The organism is Arthrobacter dokdonellae (genome assembly GCF_003268655.1).
In the GTDB taxonomy this organism is placed as follows: Bacteria; Actinomycetota; Actinomycetes; order Actinomycetales; family Micrococcaceae; genus Specibacter; species Specibacter dokdonellae.
Genome location: NZ_CP029642.1, coordinates 16,296 through 32,581 on the forward strand (window position 1 = coordinate 16,296; position 16,286 = coordinate 32,581).

A 16,286-nucleotide genomic window follows, 5' to 3' on the forward strand; every position below is an offset into this window, starting at 1 on the left:
GGCGCGGGCCTCGACGGACCGGACCCCGAACCGGCTAGATCAGCCCGTCCGAGAGGTGGTTCGGCGTGCCAAAGCGGTGCGCCGTGATGCTGACGGCCTGCTCGTGCAGGAACGGCAGCATCTCAACGCGTCCGGCCTCGGTGACCTCATGGTGGTAGATCGCCAGGTCGGGACGGCCGCCGGTGGCCTCATACACGGCCGAGGCGTCCCCGCCGATGAGGCGGATGCGGCCGGCACCGAAGCGCCGCGCGGTGGCGAGCCAGTCGGCGTCGTTCTCCACGGTGACGCGGATGCGCAGGCTCACCAGCAGCGCTGCCACGGCGTTGGGAAGTTCGACGGCGGAGGAGACTTCCGGGGTGGCCCCGGCGAGGATGCCTGCCGCCAGCACGCGCAGCAGCTTGGCCACCGGCTCGCCCTCGGCGAGGCGGACCAGCGGTTTCAGCGGCACGTACCGGAACACGTTGCGCTCGGCGGACAGGCCGGACACATCCTTGGCGGTGCCGAACTCGGCGGCCCACGCCGCCGCGTCGCTGTGCAGCGAACGGGTCAGAAAGGCCCGCTCGTCGTCCGTCAGGGAAGACGCGGCCGTGACCATCTTGCGCGCGGCGTCGCCCAGCGGAGTGGTGGCCGTGGACGGCGCGGGAAGCCAGTTGCCCAGACCCACCAGATAGTTGGGACCGCCCGCCTTGGTGCCGGCGCCGACGGCCGACTTCTTCCAGCCGCCGAACGGCTGGCGTTGGACAATGGCGCCGGTGATGCCGCGGTTGACGTACAGGTTGCCGGCCTGGACCGTGTCGAGCCATAGCCCGATTTCTGCTGAATCAAGCGAGTGCAGGCCGCTGGTCAGCCCGTAGTCGATCCTGTTGACCATGGTGATGGCGTCCTCCAGCGTTTCCGCCGCCATGACGCCCAGGACGGGGCCAAAGTACTCGGTGAGGTGGAATTCCGATCCGTCCGCGACGCCCGTGCGCACGCCCGGGGACCACAGCCGGCCGGTGGAATCGAGCTGCCTGGGCTCGATGGCCCAGGACTCCCCGGCTTCCAGTGTCGTCAGCGCCCTGCGGAGCTTGCCGGCGGCCGGTTCGATGATCGGGCCCATCTGGCTCGTGGCGGTTTCCGGGTACCCAACGAACATGCTGCGGGCCGCGTCGAGGAGCTGGTTGTGGAAGCGTGGGGACCGGGCCACGGAGCCGACCATGATGACCAGGGAAGCGGCGGAGCACTTCTGCCCGGCGTGCCCGAACGCGGACTGCACCACGTCCTTGGCGGCCAAGTCCAGGTCGGCGCTGGGCGTGACGATGATGGCGTTCTTGCCGGATGTCTCGGCCAGCAGCGGCAGATCGGTGCGGAAGCTGCGGAACAGCTCGGCCGTTTCGTAGCCGCCGGTCAGGATGACGCGGTCCACCTTCGGGTGGGAGATGAGCGCCTGGCCGAGCTCACGCTCCTCCAGCTGCACCAGCGCCAGCACGTCGCGCGGGACGCCGGCGTCCCACAGCGCCTGGACCATGATGGAGCCGCTGCGCCGCGCCTGGGTGGCCGGCTTGATGACGACGGCGGATCCCGCGGCGAGGGCGGCGAGCGTGGAGCCCGCGGGGATGGCGACGGGGAAGTTCCACGGCGGCGTGACCACGGTGAGCTTCGCCGGGACGTAGGTGGCGCCGTCGACGGCGTCCAGGTCCTTGGCGCGCTCGGCGTAGAAGTGCGCAAAGTCGACGGCTTCGCTGACTTCGGGGTCGCCCTGGTCCAGGGTCTTGCCGGTCTCCGAGGCCATGACCTCCATGAGCTCGGCGCGGCGGGATTCCAGGACCTCGCCGGCGCGGTGCAGCACGGCGGCGCGCTCGGCGCCGGTCATGGCGCCCCAGGCCTTCCCGGCGTCCAATGCCGCCTCCACAATGCCGTTCAGCCGTGCAAGGTCCGCCACGCGGCTGGCGGCAACGATGTCGTTGCCCAGCTCGGAGCCCGGGATGCGCGCCAGGATCTGCTTGCCCCAGGCGCGGTTGGCCGGCAGGGCGGGATCGGTGTCAGGGGTGTTGGCGAACGAGTCCGTGGCGGCGGGAGCGGCCGGGGCGGTGCGGTCCTGCGTGCGGTTCGACGCCGGGACCTCGGTGTCCATGGCGGCCAGGGAGGCCAGGAAGCGGTTCTTCTCGCGCTCGAAGAGGGCCTCGTTGTCGGCGAGCTCAAACACGGCGGACATGAAGTTGTCCTGGCTGGCACCCTCCTCCAGGCGGCGGATCAGGTAGGCGATGGCGACGTCGAACTCGCCGGGGTGGACCACGGGGGTGTAGAGCAGGAGGGAGCCGACGTCGCGCCGGACGGCCTCGGCCTGCCCGGTGGCCATGCCGAGGAGCATCTCAAATTCCAGCTGGCCGGTGGTGGTGCTGATGCCGCGGTCCTTGGCGAGCAGCCAGGCGTGGGCCACGTCGAAGAGGTTGTGTCCAGCCACGCCGATGTGCACGTTCTCGATGTGCTCCGGGGTCAGCGCGTAGTTGACGATGCGCTTGTAGTTCGTGTCCGAGTCCTGTTTGGTGCCCCAGGTGGCCAGCGGCCAGCCGTACACGGAGGCCTGGACCTGTTCCATCGGCAGGTTGGCGCCCTTGACGATGCGGACCTTGACGGCGGCGCCGCCGTCGGCCCTTCTGGCGGCCGCCCATTCCTGCAGCTCAATCATGGCGCCCAGGGTGTCCGGGAGGTAGGCCTGGAGGACAATGCCGGCCTCGAGGTTCTTGAACTCGGGCTTGTCCAGGATGCGCTTGAACACCGCGATGGTCATGGTGAGGTCCTTGTACTCCTCCATGTCCAGGTTGATGAACTTTTGCTTGGGGAAGGAGTTGGCCAGTGCATACAGCGGGGTGAGCTCGGCCACGACGTGGTTGACGGCGTCGTCAAAGGCCCAGGCGGAGTGCGGGGCCACGGTGGAGGATTCCTTGATGGAGACGTAGTCGACGTCGTCGCGGGCCAGCAGGCGCATGGTGCCTTCCAGGCGCCGGGCGGCCTCGTTTTCGCCCAGGACGGCCTCGCCGAGGAGGTTGATGTTCAGATCCACCCCGCCCTGGCGGATCTTGGCTATGGCGGGGCCCAGCTTGGCATCGGTGGCGTCCACGATCAGGTGGCCCACCATCTCCCGCAGCACCCTCCGCGCGACGGGGATGACCAGCTGCGGCAGCACGGGCGCCATGAGGCCGCCCAGGCGGACGGCGCCGCGCATGTACCACGGCAGGAAGGCGGGCACCTTGGGCGCCAGCTTGGCCAGGTTCCGTCCGGCCACGGCGAGGTCCTCGGGGCGGATGACGCCGTCGACGAATCCCACGGTGAAGTCCAGTCCGTTGGGGTCCTTCAGGACGCCGGCGAGGCGCTGGGCGGAGATGTCCGCGGGGAATTTTGCGGCCTCGGTGAGCCAGTGCCGGACCAGGTCGATGGTTGCGGCGGCAAGGTCGTTGCCGGGAGCCGGAATGGTGGCGGCGGTGGCCGCGCTGATGGTGGTTGTCATGGTGACTGGCGCGTTCTTTTCTGCTGGTGCTCGGGCTGGGCCGGAACCTCTTGTGACGCTGTGCAGGTTCCCCTTAAGTCCAGTATGGCGCTAATGTTCAATAAGTAAAAGTGATGTTTTTTGATGAATATGACTCTGATTTACTTACCGTTTTGGAGGCTTCCATGCTGGACGTCAAACGCCTGCGCCTGCTTCGCGAACTGCACATCCGCGGAACGCTTGCCGGTGTGGCTCTCGCCTTGCAGTACAGCCCTTCGGCGGTGTCGCAGCAGCTTGCGCTGCTGGAGAAGGAAGCAGGGGTGAAACTGCTGCGGAAGGTGGGCCGGCGCGTCCAGCTCACGGCGCAGGCGGAGATCCTGGTGGCCCACACCGCCGAGATCCTGGAGACGCTCGAGCGGGCCGAGGCGGACATGTCCGCGTCCCTGACCACCGTCACGGGAACCGTGAAGCTGGCCGTGTTCCAGTCTGCTGCGCTGGCCCTGCTGCCGGAAATGCTCACGGCCATGGTCCGGGACTATCCGGAGGTGCGGATAGAAATGACACAGCGCGAGCCCGAGACAGCCCTCTACGAGACGTGGGCGCGCGACTTTGACTTGGTGGTGGCCGAACAGTATCCGGGCCATGCCGCGCCGCGCCACCCCGAGCTGGACCGGGTGGTGCTCACCACGGACGCGATCCGCCTGGCGGTCCCCTCCCCCGGGGCCGCCGGCACGGTTTCCCATCTGCGCGGCGGGCCGATCCTGCACATCGAGGACACGGCCGGGCTGCCGTGGGTCATGGAACCGCGCGGGGCGGCGTCGCGGCACTGGGCCGAGCAGGCGTGCCGCCAGGCCGGTTTTGAACCCGACGTGCGTTTTGAAACGGCCGACCTTCAGGCCCAGGTCCGCCTCATCGAGTCCGGCAATGCCGTGGCCCTGATGCCGGACTTGATGTGGACCGGGCGGACGCCCGCAGTGACCCTCATCGAGCTGCCGGGACACCCGCACCGCACGGTGTTCACCTCGGCGCGCCGTGCCAGCCGCAGCCGCCCGGCCATTTTGGCCTGCCGGGAAATCCTGGAGCAGGCAGCCCGTGGCATTTCCGGGGATGCGCCGCCGCCGCCATCTTGAGTACGACGCCGGATGCTTAAGCATCCACCTCCCGGTCCTCCATGGGACCATGGAAGCATGACCGCCACCGCCACGCACCCCGGACCTTCACTGGTCTGGGACGCCGGCGGTCCATACAACCTGCACCAGACTCTGGGCATCATTGGCCGCGGACCGGCCGACCGCACGGTGCGGCTCACCCCTGCCGCGGCGTGGCTGGCCTTCAACACCCCGGAGGGGCCGGCCACCCTCGGCATCAGCCAGCGCGGGGCCGAGCTGCACGCCCGCGCCTGGGGCCTTGGCGCCGAGCATGCGCTCACCGGCACCCCGGCCCTCCTCGGCTCGGACGACGACTGGTCCCACTTTGACTCCGCAGAGTTCCACGCAACCCTCCCCCGCCTCGCCCGGGAAGCGCGACGCCGGCACCCGGCAGTGCGCCTGCCCGCCACCGGGCGCGTGGTCGACTCCCTGGTGCCAGCCATCCTGGAACAGAAGGTCACCGCGCTGGAGGCCCACCGCGGCTACGCCGCCCTGGTGCGTAAGTTCGGAACCCCGGCCCCGGGCGCGGGCAGCCACCCGGACATCCCCCCGGACCTGATGGTCGCGCCCACCCCGCGACAATGGGCAAAAATCCCTTCCTGGGACTGGCACAAGGCGGGAGTCGGGCCGCAGCGTTCGGCGACGGTGCTGCGGGCGGTGGGTTCGGCGTCGGGCCTGGAACGGCTGGCCCAGCTGCCGCCGGCGGACGCGGCGTCGAAGATGCAAACCATTCCGGGAATCGGCGTGTGGACGGCGGCGGAGGTCACCCAGCGCACCCACGGCGACGCCGACCAGGTGGCCGTCGGCGACTACCACCTCGCGGCGTTCGTCGGCTGGGCGCTCGCCGGAAAACCCGTGGACGATTCCGGCATGCTGGAGCTTTTGGAACCCTGGCGCGGGCACCGGCAGCGCGTGGTTCGGATGCTGTACCTCAGCGGATTTCGCAAGCCCGCGTTCGGGCCGCGCATGACCATCCAGGACCATCGCGCGCACTGAACCCGCGGGAAGCGTTCACACGGCGGAATGACTTCCCGTCCCCACGCCCGCATCGCCTAGGCTGGTGGCATGAGCGACGTCATCAACCTCCAGGCCACCTTCATCCCGAACGAGGGCGAATTCTTCCGCGTGAAGCTCGCCCTCGAGATCGCCATCGAGCAGGTCGTTGAGGAGACCGGCTGCATCCGGTACGAGATCACTCAGGAGTCGGAGGAAAAGATTGTCCTGACCGAGCAGTGGGCCTCCGAGGAAGACCTCACCAGGCACAGCAAGGGCATTGCCGTGCAGGATCTCAACGAGTCCCTGAGCGCGCTGCTGGCCGAGCCAGTCAAGCTGGACCGCTCTTAAGCGCCGATGCTAGTCGGCTGACTTGCCGTCCGCGGCTCCGGCCTGCTGCTTGGCAACGGCGGAGTGGACCTCGGTCATGTCCAGGTCCTTGACGGCGGTGATGACCTTGTCCAGGTCGGTGCCGCTGAGCGCGCCGGGCTGGGCGAACACCAGCACTTTCTCGCGGAACGCCATCAGCGTGGGGATGGAGGTGATGTTGGCCTCGGCGGCGAGCTGCTGCTGCGCCTCGGTGTCGACCTTGCCGAACACGACGTCGTCGTGCTTGTCCGAGGCAGCCTCATAAGTGGGTGCAAAGCGCACGCACGGCTGGCACCAGGAAGCCCAAAAGTCCACGAACACGATGTCGTTGCTTTCGATGGTGGTGCCGAACGATTCGGTGGTGATTTCAACGGTAGCCATGCCTTCCACGGTACGTGACCGCGGGAAGGCATGGCTACTGGTTTCGCTCAGCGCGTGAGCGGGAATGTCGGTGTTAGACGCCCTCAGGCTCATGGGCGGCGAGGTACTTGCGCCCGCCAAAGATCACCGCGGCGCTGACCAGCACCATGGCGGCGGCCACCAGGAAGGTGATGGACGCGGAGGAGTGTTCGGCAATTTTTGCGGCCAGGAACGGCGCCAGGGCGCCGCCCATCCAGCGCACAAAGTTATAACCGGCACTCGCCACGGGACGCGGGGAATCGGAGACGGCCATGGCCATTTCGGTGAACAGCGTGTTGTTGATGCCCAGCAGCGCGCCGGAGACGATGGTCAGGACCACGATCACCGTCACCGAATGCCCGGCGGCCAGCGCCAGCCCGGCCAGCACCACCATCAGGCCAAGCAGCGACCCGGTAAGCGACTTCACCGGGCCGAAGCGGCGCTGCACAATCGGGGCCACGAACACGGAGAACACCGCTACAGCCACGCCCCAGCCAAAGAACACCGCACCGATGCCGTAGGCGTTGAAGCCCAGGATGAACGGCACAAACGCCAGGATGGTGAAGAAACCGTAGTTGTAAAACAGGGCGCTGCCGGCGGTGGTGCGCAGACCCTTGTGGCCCAGCGCCACCAGCGGGTCCCGCAGCCGGGTCTTCACCGCAGGAACGGGAGACTTCGGCAGCAGCACGACCACCAGGATGAAGGCCACCGCCATGGCCGTTGCGGTGCCGAAGAATGGCGCCCGCCACTGCCAGCCGCCCAGCAGCGCGCCCATGAGCGGGCCGAGCGACAGGCCCAGGCCCAGGGCCGCCTCATAGAGAATGATGGCGGTCGCGGCGCCACCCGAGGCCACGCCCACCATCACGGCCAGCGAGGTCGCCACGAACAGGGCGTTGCCCAGCCCCCAGCCGGCACGGAAACCGACCAGCGCGTCGACCGTGTTGGACAGGCCGGAGAGTGCGGAGAAGACCACGATGACGAACAGCCCGATCAGCAGTGTCTTCTTGCCCCCGATGCGGGAGGAGACAAATCCCGTGATCAGCATGGCAATGGCCGTCACCAGGAAGTAGCTGGTGAACAGCAGTGAGACCTGGCTCGGCGTGGCCTGCAGGTTTTTGGCGATGGCCGGCAGGATCGGGTCCACCAGGCCGATCCCCATGAACGCGAAGACGGCCGCAAAGGCAACGGCCCACACGGCCTTCGGCTGCTTGAGCATGGACCGTTTCTCGTCGACGAGGACGTCCTCGATTTCCTGGGCAGTGTTTTCTGCCATGTTGGCCTGCACGAGTTTCTCCTTACTAGGGTTCAAATTGCATGTACGACGGCGAGCCGCGCCCGCGCCGGGATCAGGACTTCAGCGCCGCATTGAGTTTGGCGATGGCGGGGATGGCGTCATTGATGGCCTGTTTTTCCCCGGCCGAGAGCGTTTCCAGGGCCGCCGCCATATTGGCGTTTCGCCGCCTGTTCGCTTCGATGAGCACCTTCCTGCCGGTCTCAGTGAGGTGGACCAGCACGGCCCGGGCGTCCGATTCATCAGGCATCCGCTGGACCAGCCCCGCAGCCTCAAGCTTGATGACCTGCTCCGTGGCGCTTGGCACACGGATCCCCGCGTACTTGGCGATGGCACTGACGCGCATCGGTTGGGCGGAGATCATGTTCAAGGTGCTGACCTGGTTGGTGCTCAGCTCGCCTTCAGCGTCGATCGACCGCGAAAGGTAGACAGCCTGGCGCAGGATGTCGCGGTAGCGGCCGGCCAGTTTCTCGAAATCTTCACTCATAGTTAGACAGCCTAACATTAGGCTGCCTAACAGTCAACGGGAAGCCTATGATGAGGCCATGGAATTGGCCACCGCGCGTCTGGTGCTGCGCGAATACACAACCTCCGACTTTGCCGCCGTCCACGCCTTTGCGTCGGACGCGCGGACGCTGGAATTTGTGGACTGGTGCCCCAACTCGGACCGGGATACCCGCGACTTCCTCGAATTCTGCCGCGCACGGGCCAGCGAGGTCCCGCGTACGAACCGCACTCTCGCCATAACGCTGGACAGCGAGGTCATCGGCTCCATCGGCCTGACGGTCAAGGCACGGGTGGGCAAGGACGGAGGCCGCGAAGCGGAAATCGGCTACACCCTCCACCCGGACCGGTGGGGCAAGGGCCATGCCACGGAGGCGGCCGTGGCGCTCGTTGACTTTGGGTTATCCCAGCTGCACCTCGCCCGCATCACGGCGACCTGCCGGCCCGAAAACACCGCGTCCGCCGGTGTGCTGCAAAAAATCGGCATGAGACAAGTGGGCCTGCTGAAGAACGACCGGCTGATCCGCGGCGCGTGGATGGACTCCCTGGTGTTTGCCATCGAGGCCGAAGCCAGCCCACCCCGTCCGCTCAACGGGCCTGCGGCGAATCGGCCCCTGAGAGACGGCCCGCTCCCGTGCGCGTCGATGAACACGGCCGGCGCGTGTGGGGGAAGGCCGCGGGCTTGGCCAATGGCCACCCGTGCCTGAGGCCCCCGGCAGGCGGCGGCATGGGCCGCCACCTCATCCACCCTCGAGGTGCCTTTCCGCCCGAGGGCGGCACTCCCCGCGGGGCCGGCCCGCAGCGGCCGTTAGACCTTGGACTTGCGGTATCCGGCGTTGCGCGCCGCCGACTCGGTCGTGAAGCAGATTTCGGGCGTGGTCTTGTTGTAGAACCTCTGACCCTTCAGGTGGTAGATCCTGCTCGGCGCGTTGCCCTTGATGGGCGCCCAGGCCGGGCAGTTCCACTTGCTGGCGGGCTTTGACGACGCCGGCTTCGGCGCCGGCGCCACCTTCACATACTTGGCACCGCTGGACGAAGCCTTCAGGGCCGCCTGCCCGGGAAGGCGCAGCGACCACTTTCCGGATACTGCGGCCGGGATCCCCAGTTTCACGTATCCGCGGGCATTGCTGCGGACCGTGCGGAAGGCCTTGTTGGGCGCCGAACCGTCGGGATCAAAATAGACGGTTGCCGTGACCGTTCCAGTGTTCGCCCAACGGTTTCCCGCGAGTTTTTGGGCCTGTGCCGAAAGGGTGATGGTCTTCCCCTTGACAACGCTGGCGGGGCCGGCGGCAAAGGCGGACACGCGGCTGTTGCCGGCTGTCGCCGCCTCTGCCTGGGCCGGCACTGCTAGGGCTGGGGCCAGGACCGCCAGGGTGGCGGCGGCAATCAACATGAAACGGCGCAGGGCAAGCCGGCCGGCGCGGACAGAGGTGTTCAAGTGCTCCCCCAAGGAGTCGGCCGACGATCTCGGCAAAAGGAATTGGCGCCTTATTCTAACCGGGCGTCAGTCGACAGGGCCGATCATCGAGACAAACTCGCGGGCGTCGCCGTCGGATACGTCTGCGTGGCCGCGCAGCAGGCGGGCTGCGCCGTCAAGGTCCCCGGACAGCGCCAGGGAACGGATGCGGCCAAAAATTTCCTCGTTCAGGCGCGTGCTGGCCACCTCCCGGACCTCGTCGCCGCGCGAAACGATGGCGCGGTAGCGGTAGGTCCCGGCAGCCACGGCAGGCTTCGGCGCGACGGGTTCGGGGCCTGCAGTCGCCGGTTCGGCCGGCTCCGCCCCAGCCGGCTCCGCCCCAGCCGGCTTCGGCACAGCCGACTCCGGGCCAGGCTCAAGGATGTCCTCATCTGCGAAGGGCTGCCCGTCGGCAACGGGGTCCGGTGATGGCTGCGGGAATTCGGCCAGGGCGGCCACGGCTGCCGCGGCTTGGCCAAGGCTGGAACGCGTGGCCTTCCGGTAGGCCTGGACCGCGTTGAGGACCTGTTGCCGGGCAATGAGTGAATACACGGCCCGGTGTGCCTCCGGCGTCAACCTGGCGCTGGCCTCCTCCGCCATCTCGCGGGTGGCTCGGGGCCGGCGCGGCGTGGGCTTCGCGGTCCGGGGCCGCGGGCCTTCGGCGTCCTGAAGGGCACGGCCCTTGCGGCCCATGAACCGCGAGGCCACGACCACGGCAATGACAATGACCAGCACAATGGCCAGGGGCACAAGGTATTCCATGCCCTAACTGTAGTTGCCCGGCCCTTTGCGCGGGCCCTTGTTAACAACGGAAGCCCGGAACGCCGTTGTGCGGCATTCCGGGCTTCCGTTGTGGTGGCAGATACTGGATTCGAACCAGTGAAGGCGTTGCCAGCTGATTTACAGTCAGCCCCCTTTGGCCACTCGGGTAATCTGCCATGGCCTGCCAGGTGTAGATATCCCACCTGGCTTTTCGCCCCCATCAAGTGGGAGCAGTAAAACAATACAAGGTATTCGGCCAAGAATCGAATCGGACTTTGGCAGCGGCCACGGCGGCCGCGTCATTAGGCCTGGGTGCCGGCCTGGATGCGGCGGACCAACTGTTTTTCAAGGAACGCGGCCTGTTCGGGCGTGACCTGCCGCAGTGCCACCGCGCGGGCCATGTCGGCCTGCACGCCCGCAATGCGCGACGACGCCGAGTTAACCGGTGAGGCCAGGATGGCCGCGGGATCCTGGCTGACAACCGGCCCGGACAGGGCCGTCACGGCCGCCAGCGTTGCCGCCGCCATGGCCGTTCCCACCGCAACTTTCATGCCCGGTCGGGACTTGGCCGGGGCGGCACTGCCTTGCATCGGGGCCACGGCGGGTGGCGCGGCAGGGACGGGGTCCGGTTCCGGCGTCGTGCCTGGGGTTTGTCGCACTGGGTCCTCCTGAAGTCACGGTCTCAACACGTACAACGATGCGGGGGGCAGATGTGCTCCCGCCACGCGTCCGCTTGGAGCGAACTGTGAAGGGCCCGGGGCAGCCGGCTGGACGCACCCTTTTGCCCCTATCGTCTACGCTAGAAGGCAAATCAACCGGCGCTTTTTCATGCACGTGGAGGAATCATGGCAAGTGAGTCAACGTTTGACGTCGTCAGCAAGGTGGACAAGCAGGAAGTCGCCAACGCGCTGAACCAGGCCCAGAAGGAAGTGGCCCAGCGCTACGACTTCAAGGGTGTGGGGGCCGAGATCGACTTCAGCGGCGAGAAGATCCTGCTCAAGGCAAACTCTGAAGAGCGCGTCATGGCTGTCATGGACGTCTTTGAGTCGAAGCTGATCAAGCGCGGCATTTCGCTGAAGTCGCTCGACGCCGGCGAACCGTACGCGTCCGGCAAGGAGTACCGGCTGGAGGCCTCCATCAAGGAAGGCATCGCCCAGGACGTGGCCAAGAAGATCAACAAGCTGATCCGCGACGAGGGCCCCAAGGGTGTGAAGTCCACCATCCAGGGGGATGAACTGCGTGTGAGCTCCAAGAGCCGCGACGACCTGCAATCCGTCATGGCCCTGCTGCGCAAGTTTGAGGACGCGGACCTGCAATTCGTCAACATGCGCTGACCGTGGACCGGTACGCCGGGGCACTTGTGGGGCCGCCCCGGCGGGCATAGGCTCGTGACTTATCCTGATCTTCCACTTCACTTTGTAAGGAGCAGCCATGACTGAAATCCCCGCAGGTGCACCATGCTGGATTGACCTGATGACCTCGGATCCGGCCAAGGCCAAGGAGTTCTACACCGCCCTGTTCGGCTGGACCTATGAGGTGGGGGACGAAGAAAAGTACGGCGGCTACACCACGGCGTTCAAGGACGGCAAGTCCGTGGCCGGTTTGATGCAGAGCGACCAGGACGACGCCGGGTACCCGGACATGTGGTCCACGTACCTTCGCGTCGGGGACATTGACGCGACGGTTGCCGCGGCGACCGCGGCGGGCGGCGTCACCTACATGGCGCCCATGGACGTCCCCGAGCAGGGCAAGATGGCCATGCTGGGCGATCCCGGCGGCGCATCCGTGGGCGTGTGGGAATTTGGCGGACACACCGGCTTCCAGGCGCACGCCGTCGACGGCGCGGCGAGCTGGCACGAGCTCTGGACCAAGGACTACCCGGGCGCCCTCAAGTTCTACCAGGACGTCTTCGGCTGGAAGACCGCCGTCATGAGCGACACTGCGGAGTTCAAGTACTCCACGGTGGGCGAGGGCCAGGACGCCGTGGCCGGCGTCCTGGACGCCACGAACGACCTCCCCGGGCACCTCCCCTCCACGTGGCAGGTCTACTTCCAGGTGGCCGACGCCGATGCCTCGGTTGCGACGGCACTCTCCCTGGGCGCCACCGTGATCCAGGCCGCCGAGGATACGCCGTTTGGCCGCCTGGCCGGGCTGACCGACCCCACCGGGGCCATGTTCAAGATCATCCAGCCGCCGGCACGATAGTCCGCCGGACCAACTCCGGATTGCCCGGAGTCAGATACCGGGCTCCACGAGCCCGGTATCGTAGGCGAGCACCACCATCTGCACCCGGTCCCGCAGGTCCAGCTTGCCCAGAATCTTGCTCACGTGCGTCTTCACGGTCTGCTGGGCGATGAAGAGCTCCGCGGCGATTTCGTGGTTGGAGAGCCCGCGTCCCACCAGCGTCATGACTTCCAGTTCGCGCTCAGTCAGCCCGTCAAGCCGGTCCCGTGACAATGCGGGGCGGGCCGTGGACTCCGCGAACCGCTCAATCAGCCGCTTGGTCACGGATGGCGCCAACAAGGCCTCTCCGCCGGCCACGATCCGCACGGCCGCCACGAGTTCGTCGGCGAGCGCATCCTTGAACAGGAAGCCGCTGGCGCCGATCCGCAGGGCGTCGTAGACGTAGTCGTCCACGTCGAAGGTGGTCAGCATCAGCACGTGCACCGGTTCTGCCCCGCCAGCCCGGACCAGAATGCGCCGGGCGGCCTCCAGCCCGTCCATGACTGGCATGCGCACGTCCATGAGCACTACGTCCGGATGGCATGCAGCGGCCAGTTCCACCGCCACGGCACCGTTCTCCGCCTGGCCCACCACCTCTATGTCCGTTTGTGCGCCCAGCAGGGCCGCGAATCCTTGCCGGACCATGGCCTGGTCGTCCGCGACCAAAACGCGGATGCTCATGCGATGGCCTGCCCGTCCCGTGTTCCGCCCGCGGCGCCCTTGGCCACGCTGATCAGCGGCAGGGAGGCCACCACGGAGAAGCCACCTTCCGGCGTCGGCGCGCAGAACACCGAGCCCCCGACAATCGTTGCCCGTTCATGCATGCCGATCAGGCCCTGGCCCACATGCGATCCGCGGTCCAGTTGGGCCATGACGGCGCCAACGGCCGACGCCGAGTTGACCACCGAGACCTCCAGCCTGCCCGCCGCCGTGCTGAAGCCGATCTCGACGTCGGCCCCGGGGGCGTGGCGGACCACGTTGCTGAGCGCCTCCTGGACAATCCGATAGGCGGTCAGGGCGATCACTTCCCCCACCGCGTCGAGATCGACGCCGGACAGCTCGGGTTCCCGCACCTGCACCCCCGCCGTACGCGCCGAGGCCAACAGTCCCGGGAGGTCGTCGAAGCCCGGCTGGGGCGCCGTTTCGCGGCCCGAGCCGGAATCGCGCAGCGAGCCAAGCATGCTGCGCATTTCCGCCATGGCGCGGCGGGAGTTGTCCGCGATGTCCTCAAATTCCTGCTTGAGCTCGTCGTTGAGTCCGGCATGCCGGTAGGCGGCGGTGGTCGCCTGGACCACCACCACGGACATGCCATGGGCCACCACGTCGTGAAGCTCGCGAGCAATGCGGGTGCGTTCCTCGGCAAGCCGCCGGAGCGACTGTTCCTCGGCGCTGACGGTCCGTTCGGCGGCCAGTTCAGCGCGCAGGTGCTGCCATTGCTGGGCCACGACGGAGGCAACCATCAGTCCCCCGGACACCGCGGCAAAGACGACCACATTGATTTGCGCGCCCTGGGTCTGTCCATGCGGCATGGTCAGGTAGTTGTCGATGACTCCGACGCCCACGCTCAACAGCCACCCCGCCGCCGGGACCATCCAATGGCTGCGCAGTCCCGCGACGCAAATGACCAGCACCTGCGTGACCATGGCCACGACGCTGAAGGGCATGGGGGCCGCCCCCTGGGGGGTCGACACGAGCGGCATGACCACCATCGGAACCAGCGACACCAGCATGCCGGCCACCGGCCGGGCCGCGGTCAGCCCCAGGGAGGCGGCGTGCAGGATGGCCATGCCCAGCCCAAAGGGCAGCACCATCTGGTACAGGATCATGTTCAGCGGCGCCCCGACCGCCAACAGGGCAATGCACACGGCGGCCGTGCCCAGCCATACCCAGCTGATCCGCTTGAGCCGCCAGAGACTGGCGGTGCTGAACGCGCCCTGACCGCCGGCCACAGACGCCCCCACGCCGCCGGCTGCCGGACGGGCGGCGCCGCGGTTAGCGCTGGGCATCTTCGGTGCGGGTTCCGCCCGCGTCAAGCTCCGCCGTCGGGCCGTCAAAGTCGGTGCCGCCCACGCCGCCGGCTGGGGTGCCGCGCCAGTCCAGGACCTTCCAACCGCCCGGTGCGCTGCCGGTGCCGGGTTCGCCTTCCAGGGTGACGATTCCGGTGTTGGAGAGCTCGTGGTACCTCGTGTCCGACCAGTCAATGTTGGTGGCCCGGTGCCCGGCCCAGAAGCGGATCATGGCGCCGTGGCTGACCATCGCGACGGCACCGCCACCCTTGCCGGCGGCGGCTTCATCCACCACGTCGTCAAAGCGTTCAAGCACCTCCAGGCCCGTGTCCGCTCCGGGCATCCGCACCGAAAGGTCGCCACCCAGCCAGGACTTGACGGTTTCCAGGTAGGCCATGACGGATTCGGCGTCGCCCTTCATTTCCAGGGAGCCGGCGCTGATCTCGCGGAGCCCGGAACGTACCACCGGTTCCAGGGCACGGTCCGCGGCGAGCGGAGCCGCGGTCAGGGCCGTGCGGGTCAGGTTGGAAATGTAGAGCCCGTTGATCCTTTCCCCGCGCAGCGCCGCGGGGACGGCCGCGGCCTGCTCCATTCCCACAGAGGTCAGCCCGGGACCCGGAATCGCCGTGTCGAGCAGGCTCAGGACGTTGTTGGGCGTCTGCCCGTGTCGAATCAGGATCAATCGCATGATCCCATTCTGTCCTACCAGGCTGGACATCCGGTGGCTCCGGGCCCGGCGCCTGGGCACTCAGCTGCTGAGCGGACGCCCGGCCATCCTTTCGAGACGGGCAATGCGGTCAGACATCGGCGGGTGCGTGGAGAAAAGCTTGCGGGCCCCGCCGTTGCGGAACGGGTTGGCGATCATGAGGTGGCTGGCATTGACCAGGTTCTGTTCCTCCGGCAGCGGCGCCTGCTGCACCCCGGTTTCAAGCTTGCGCAGCGCCGAGGCAAGCGCCAGGGGGTCGTCGGTCAGCCGCGAACCATCCTCGTCGGCGTCGTACTCCCGCGTCCGGCTGATGGCCAGCTGGATCATGGACGCGGCCATGGGGGCCAGCAGGGCCATGGCGATCATGGCAATGGGGTTGGCGTTGCGGCGGTCGCCACCGCCAAAGAACAGCATCATCTGGGCTACGGAGGTGATGACACCGGCCACGGCCGCAGCCACGGAAGAAGTGAGAATGTCACGGTTGTACACGTGCATGAGTTCGTGGCCCAGGACGCCGCGCAGCTCACGCTCATCGAGCAGGTTGAGGATGCCTTCGGTGCAACAGACGGCGGCGTTTTTGGGGTTGCGTCCCGTCGCAAACGCGTTGGGCGCCTGGGTGGGCGAGACAAAGATCGCGGGCATGGGCTGGTTGGCCTTGACCGAGAGCTCGCGGACAATGCGGTAAATGCCGGGCGCCTGCTCCTCCGTGACGGGGTAGGCCTGCATGGACCGGATGGCGATCTTGCCGCTGTTCCAATAGCCGTAGGCCGTGGTGGCGAGGCCGATCAGCGCAAAGATCCACAGCGGGGCGGCGCTGCGCATGCCTCCGGCAACCAGCGCCCCAATGCCGAGCAGGACCGCCCAGAGCACGCCAAAAAGCGCTGCGGTCTTCAGTCCGTTGAAATGGCTGTGCACGTGCCTGTCCTTCCCTTGACTTCCTACATCACATAAAACGAGCCGGAC

General features: G+C 67.4%; 17 protein-coding genes and 1 tRNA gene. 6 read left to right on the forward strand and 12 right to left on the reverse strand.

Going from position 1 to position 16,286, the window contains the following annotated elements:
- Positions 1–34 precede the first annotated feature (34 nt).
- Positions 35–3,487, reverse strand: a complete 3,453-nt coding sequence (locus tag DMB86_RS00075; RefSeq protein WP_113716012.1) for a bifunctional proline dehydrogenase/L-glutamate gamma-semialdehyde dehydrogenase — start codon at positions 3,485–3,487, stop codon at positions 35–37.
- 164 nt (positions 3,488–3,651) lie between these two features.
- On the opposite strand from DMB86_RS00075, the gene DMB86_RS00080 reads away from it, so the two are divergent.
- From DMB86_RS00080 to DMB86_RS00090, 3 genes are all read left to right on the forward strand, one after another.
- Entirely contained in the window at positions 3,652–4,596 is a 945-nt protein-coding gene (locus DMB86_RS00080) for a LysR family transcriptional regulator (RefSeq protein WP_113716013.1), read from the forward strand.
- A 57-nt stretch (positions 4,597–4,653) separates the two neighbouring features.
- Positions 4,654–5,610, forward strand: a complete 957-nt coding sequence (locus DMB86_RS00085) for a DNA-3-methyladenine glycosylase family protein (RefSeq protein WP_113716014.1) — start codon at positions 4,654–4,656, stop codon at positions 5,608–5,610.
- Positions 5,611–5,679: 69 nt separating this feature from the next.
- Entirely contained in the window at positions 5,680–5,958 is a 279-nt protein-coding gene (locus DMB86_RS00090; RefSeq protein WP_113716015.1) for a putative quinol monooxygenase, read from the forward strand.
- Between the two features lie 9 nt (positions 5,959–5,967).
- Here the strand turns inward: DMB86_RS00090 and DMB86_RS00095 are convergent, their stop codons facing one another.
- The 3 genes from DMB86_RS00095 to DMB86_RS00105 form a co-directional block, all read right to left on the reverse strand.
- Complete coding sequence (locus DMB86_RS00095) at positions 5,968–6,357, reverse strand: thioredoxin family protein (RefSeq protein ID WP_113716016.1); 390 nt, start codon at positions 6,355–6,357, stop codon at positions 5,968–5,970.
- A gap of 73 nt (positions 6,358–6,430) precedes the next feature.
- The gene (locus DMB86_RS00100; protein WP_113719220.1) at positions 6,431–7,648 is read right to left on the reverse strand and encodes an MFS transporter; all 1,218 of its coding nucleotides are present in this window, start codon (positions 7,646–7,648) and stop codon (positions 6,431–6,433) included.
- 73 nt (positions 7,649–7,721) lie between these two features.
- Complete coding sequence (locus DMB86_RS00105; RefSeq protein WP_113716017.1) at positions 7,722–8,153, reverse strand: MarR family winged helix-turn-helix transcriptional regulator; 432 nt, start codon at positions 8,151–8,153, stop codon at positions 7,722–7,724.
- A 58-nt stretch (positions 8,154–8,211) separates the two neighbouring features.
- Between DMB86_RS00105 and DMB86_RS00110 the strand changes: the two genes are divergently transcribed.
- On the forward strand, positions 8,212–8,877 hold the full coding sequence (locus DMB86_RS00110) for a GNAT family N-acetyltransferase (RefSeq protein WP_113716018.1): 666 nt from the start codon (positions 8,212–8,214) through the stop codon (positions 8,875–8,877).
- Between the two features lie 101 nt (positions 8,878–8,978).
- Here DMB86_RS00110 and DMB86_RS00115 read toward each other — a convergent pair whose 3' ends face one another.
- The 4 genes from DMB86_RS00115 to DMB86_RS00130 form a co-directional block, all read right to left on the reverse strand.
- Positions 8,979–9,608: a sunset domain-containing protein gene (locus DMB86_RS00115; RefSeq protein ID WP_113716019.1), complete on the reverse strand. Its 630-nt coding sequence runs from the start codon at positions 9,606–9,608 to the stop codon at positions 8,979–8,981.
- A 66-nt stretch (positions 9,609–9,674) separates the two neighbouring features.
- Entirely contained in the window at positions 9,675–10,388 is a 714-nt protein-coding gene (locus DMB86_RS00120) for a hypothetical protein (RefSeq protein WP_171814315.1), read from the reverse strand.
- A gap of 91 nt (positions 10,389–10,479) precedes the next feature.
- A tRNA-Tyr gene (locus DMB86_RS00125) sits at positions 10,480–10,564 on the reverse strand.
- A gap of 126 nt (positions 10,565–10,690) precedes the next feature.
- Complete coding sequence (locus DMB86_RS00130) at positions 10,691–11,047, reverse strand: hypothetical protein (RefSeq protein WP_129545432.1); 357 nt, start codon at positions 11,045–11,047, stop codon at positions 10,691–10,693.
- 186 nt (positions 11,048–11,233) lie between these two features.
- Between DMB86_RS00130 and DMB86_RS00135 the strand changes: the two genes are divergently transcribed.
- Together DMB86_RS00135 and DMB86_RS00140 are read left to right on the forward strand one after the other, a co-directional pair.
- A complete protein-coding gene (locus DMB86_RS00135) occupies positions 11,234–11,722 on the forward strand; it encodes a YajQ family cyclic di-GMP-binding protein (RefSeq protein ID WP_113716022.1) in 489 nt (162 codons plus the stop codon).
- A gap of 97 nt (positions 11,723–11,819) precedes the next feature.
- Positions 11,820–12,593, forward strand: coding sequence for a VOC family protein (locus DMB86_RS00140; protein ID WP_193926259.1), 774 nt, complete (start codon positions 11,820–11,822; stop codon positions 12,591–12,593).
- A gap of 30 nt (positions 12,594–12,623) precedes the next feature.
- Here the strand turns inward: DMB86_RS00140 and DMB86_RS00145 are convergent, their stop codons facing one another.
- From DMB86_RS00145 to htpX, 4 genes are read right to left on the reverse strand one after another with little or no spacing between them, the layout of a single operon-like run.
- Complete coding sequence (locus tag DMB86_RS00145) at positions 12,624–13,292, reverse strand: response regulator (protein WP_113716023.1); 669 nt, start codon at positions 13,290–13,292, stop codon at positions 12,624–12,626.
- Positions 13,289–14,617, reverse strand: a complete 1,329-nt coding sequence (locus DMB86_RS00150) for a sensor histidine kinase (protein WP_113716024.1) — start codon at positions 14,615–14,617, stop codon at positions 13,289–13,291. Before DMB86_RS00150 ends, DMB86_RS00145 begins: the two co-directional genes overlap by 4 nt.
- Positions 14,604–15,305: a histidine phosphatase family protein gene (locus DMB86_RS00155; RefSeq protein WP_113719222.1), complete on the reverse strand. Its 702-nt coding sequence runs from the start codon at positions 15,303–15,305 to the stop codon at positions 14,604–14,606. The genes DMB86_RS00150 and DMB86_RS00155 overlap by 14 nt, the downstream gene beginning before the upstream one ends.
- Before the next feature lie 60 nt (positions 15,306–15,365).
- Positions 15,366–16,238, reverse strand: a complete 873-nt coding sequence (gene htpX / locus DMB86_RS00160; RefSeq protein WP_113716025.1) for a zinc metalloprotease HtpX — start codon at positions 16,236–16,238, stop codon at positions 15,366–15,368.
- Between the last annotated feature and the right edge of the window lie 48 nt (positions 16,239–16,286).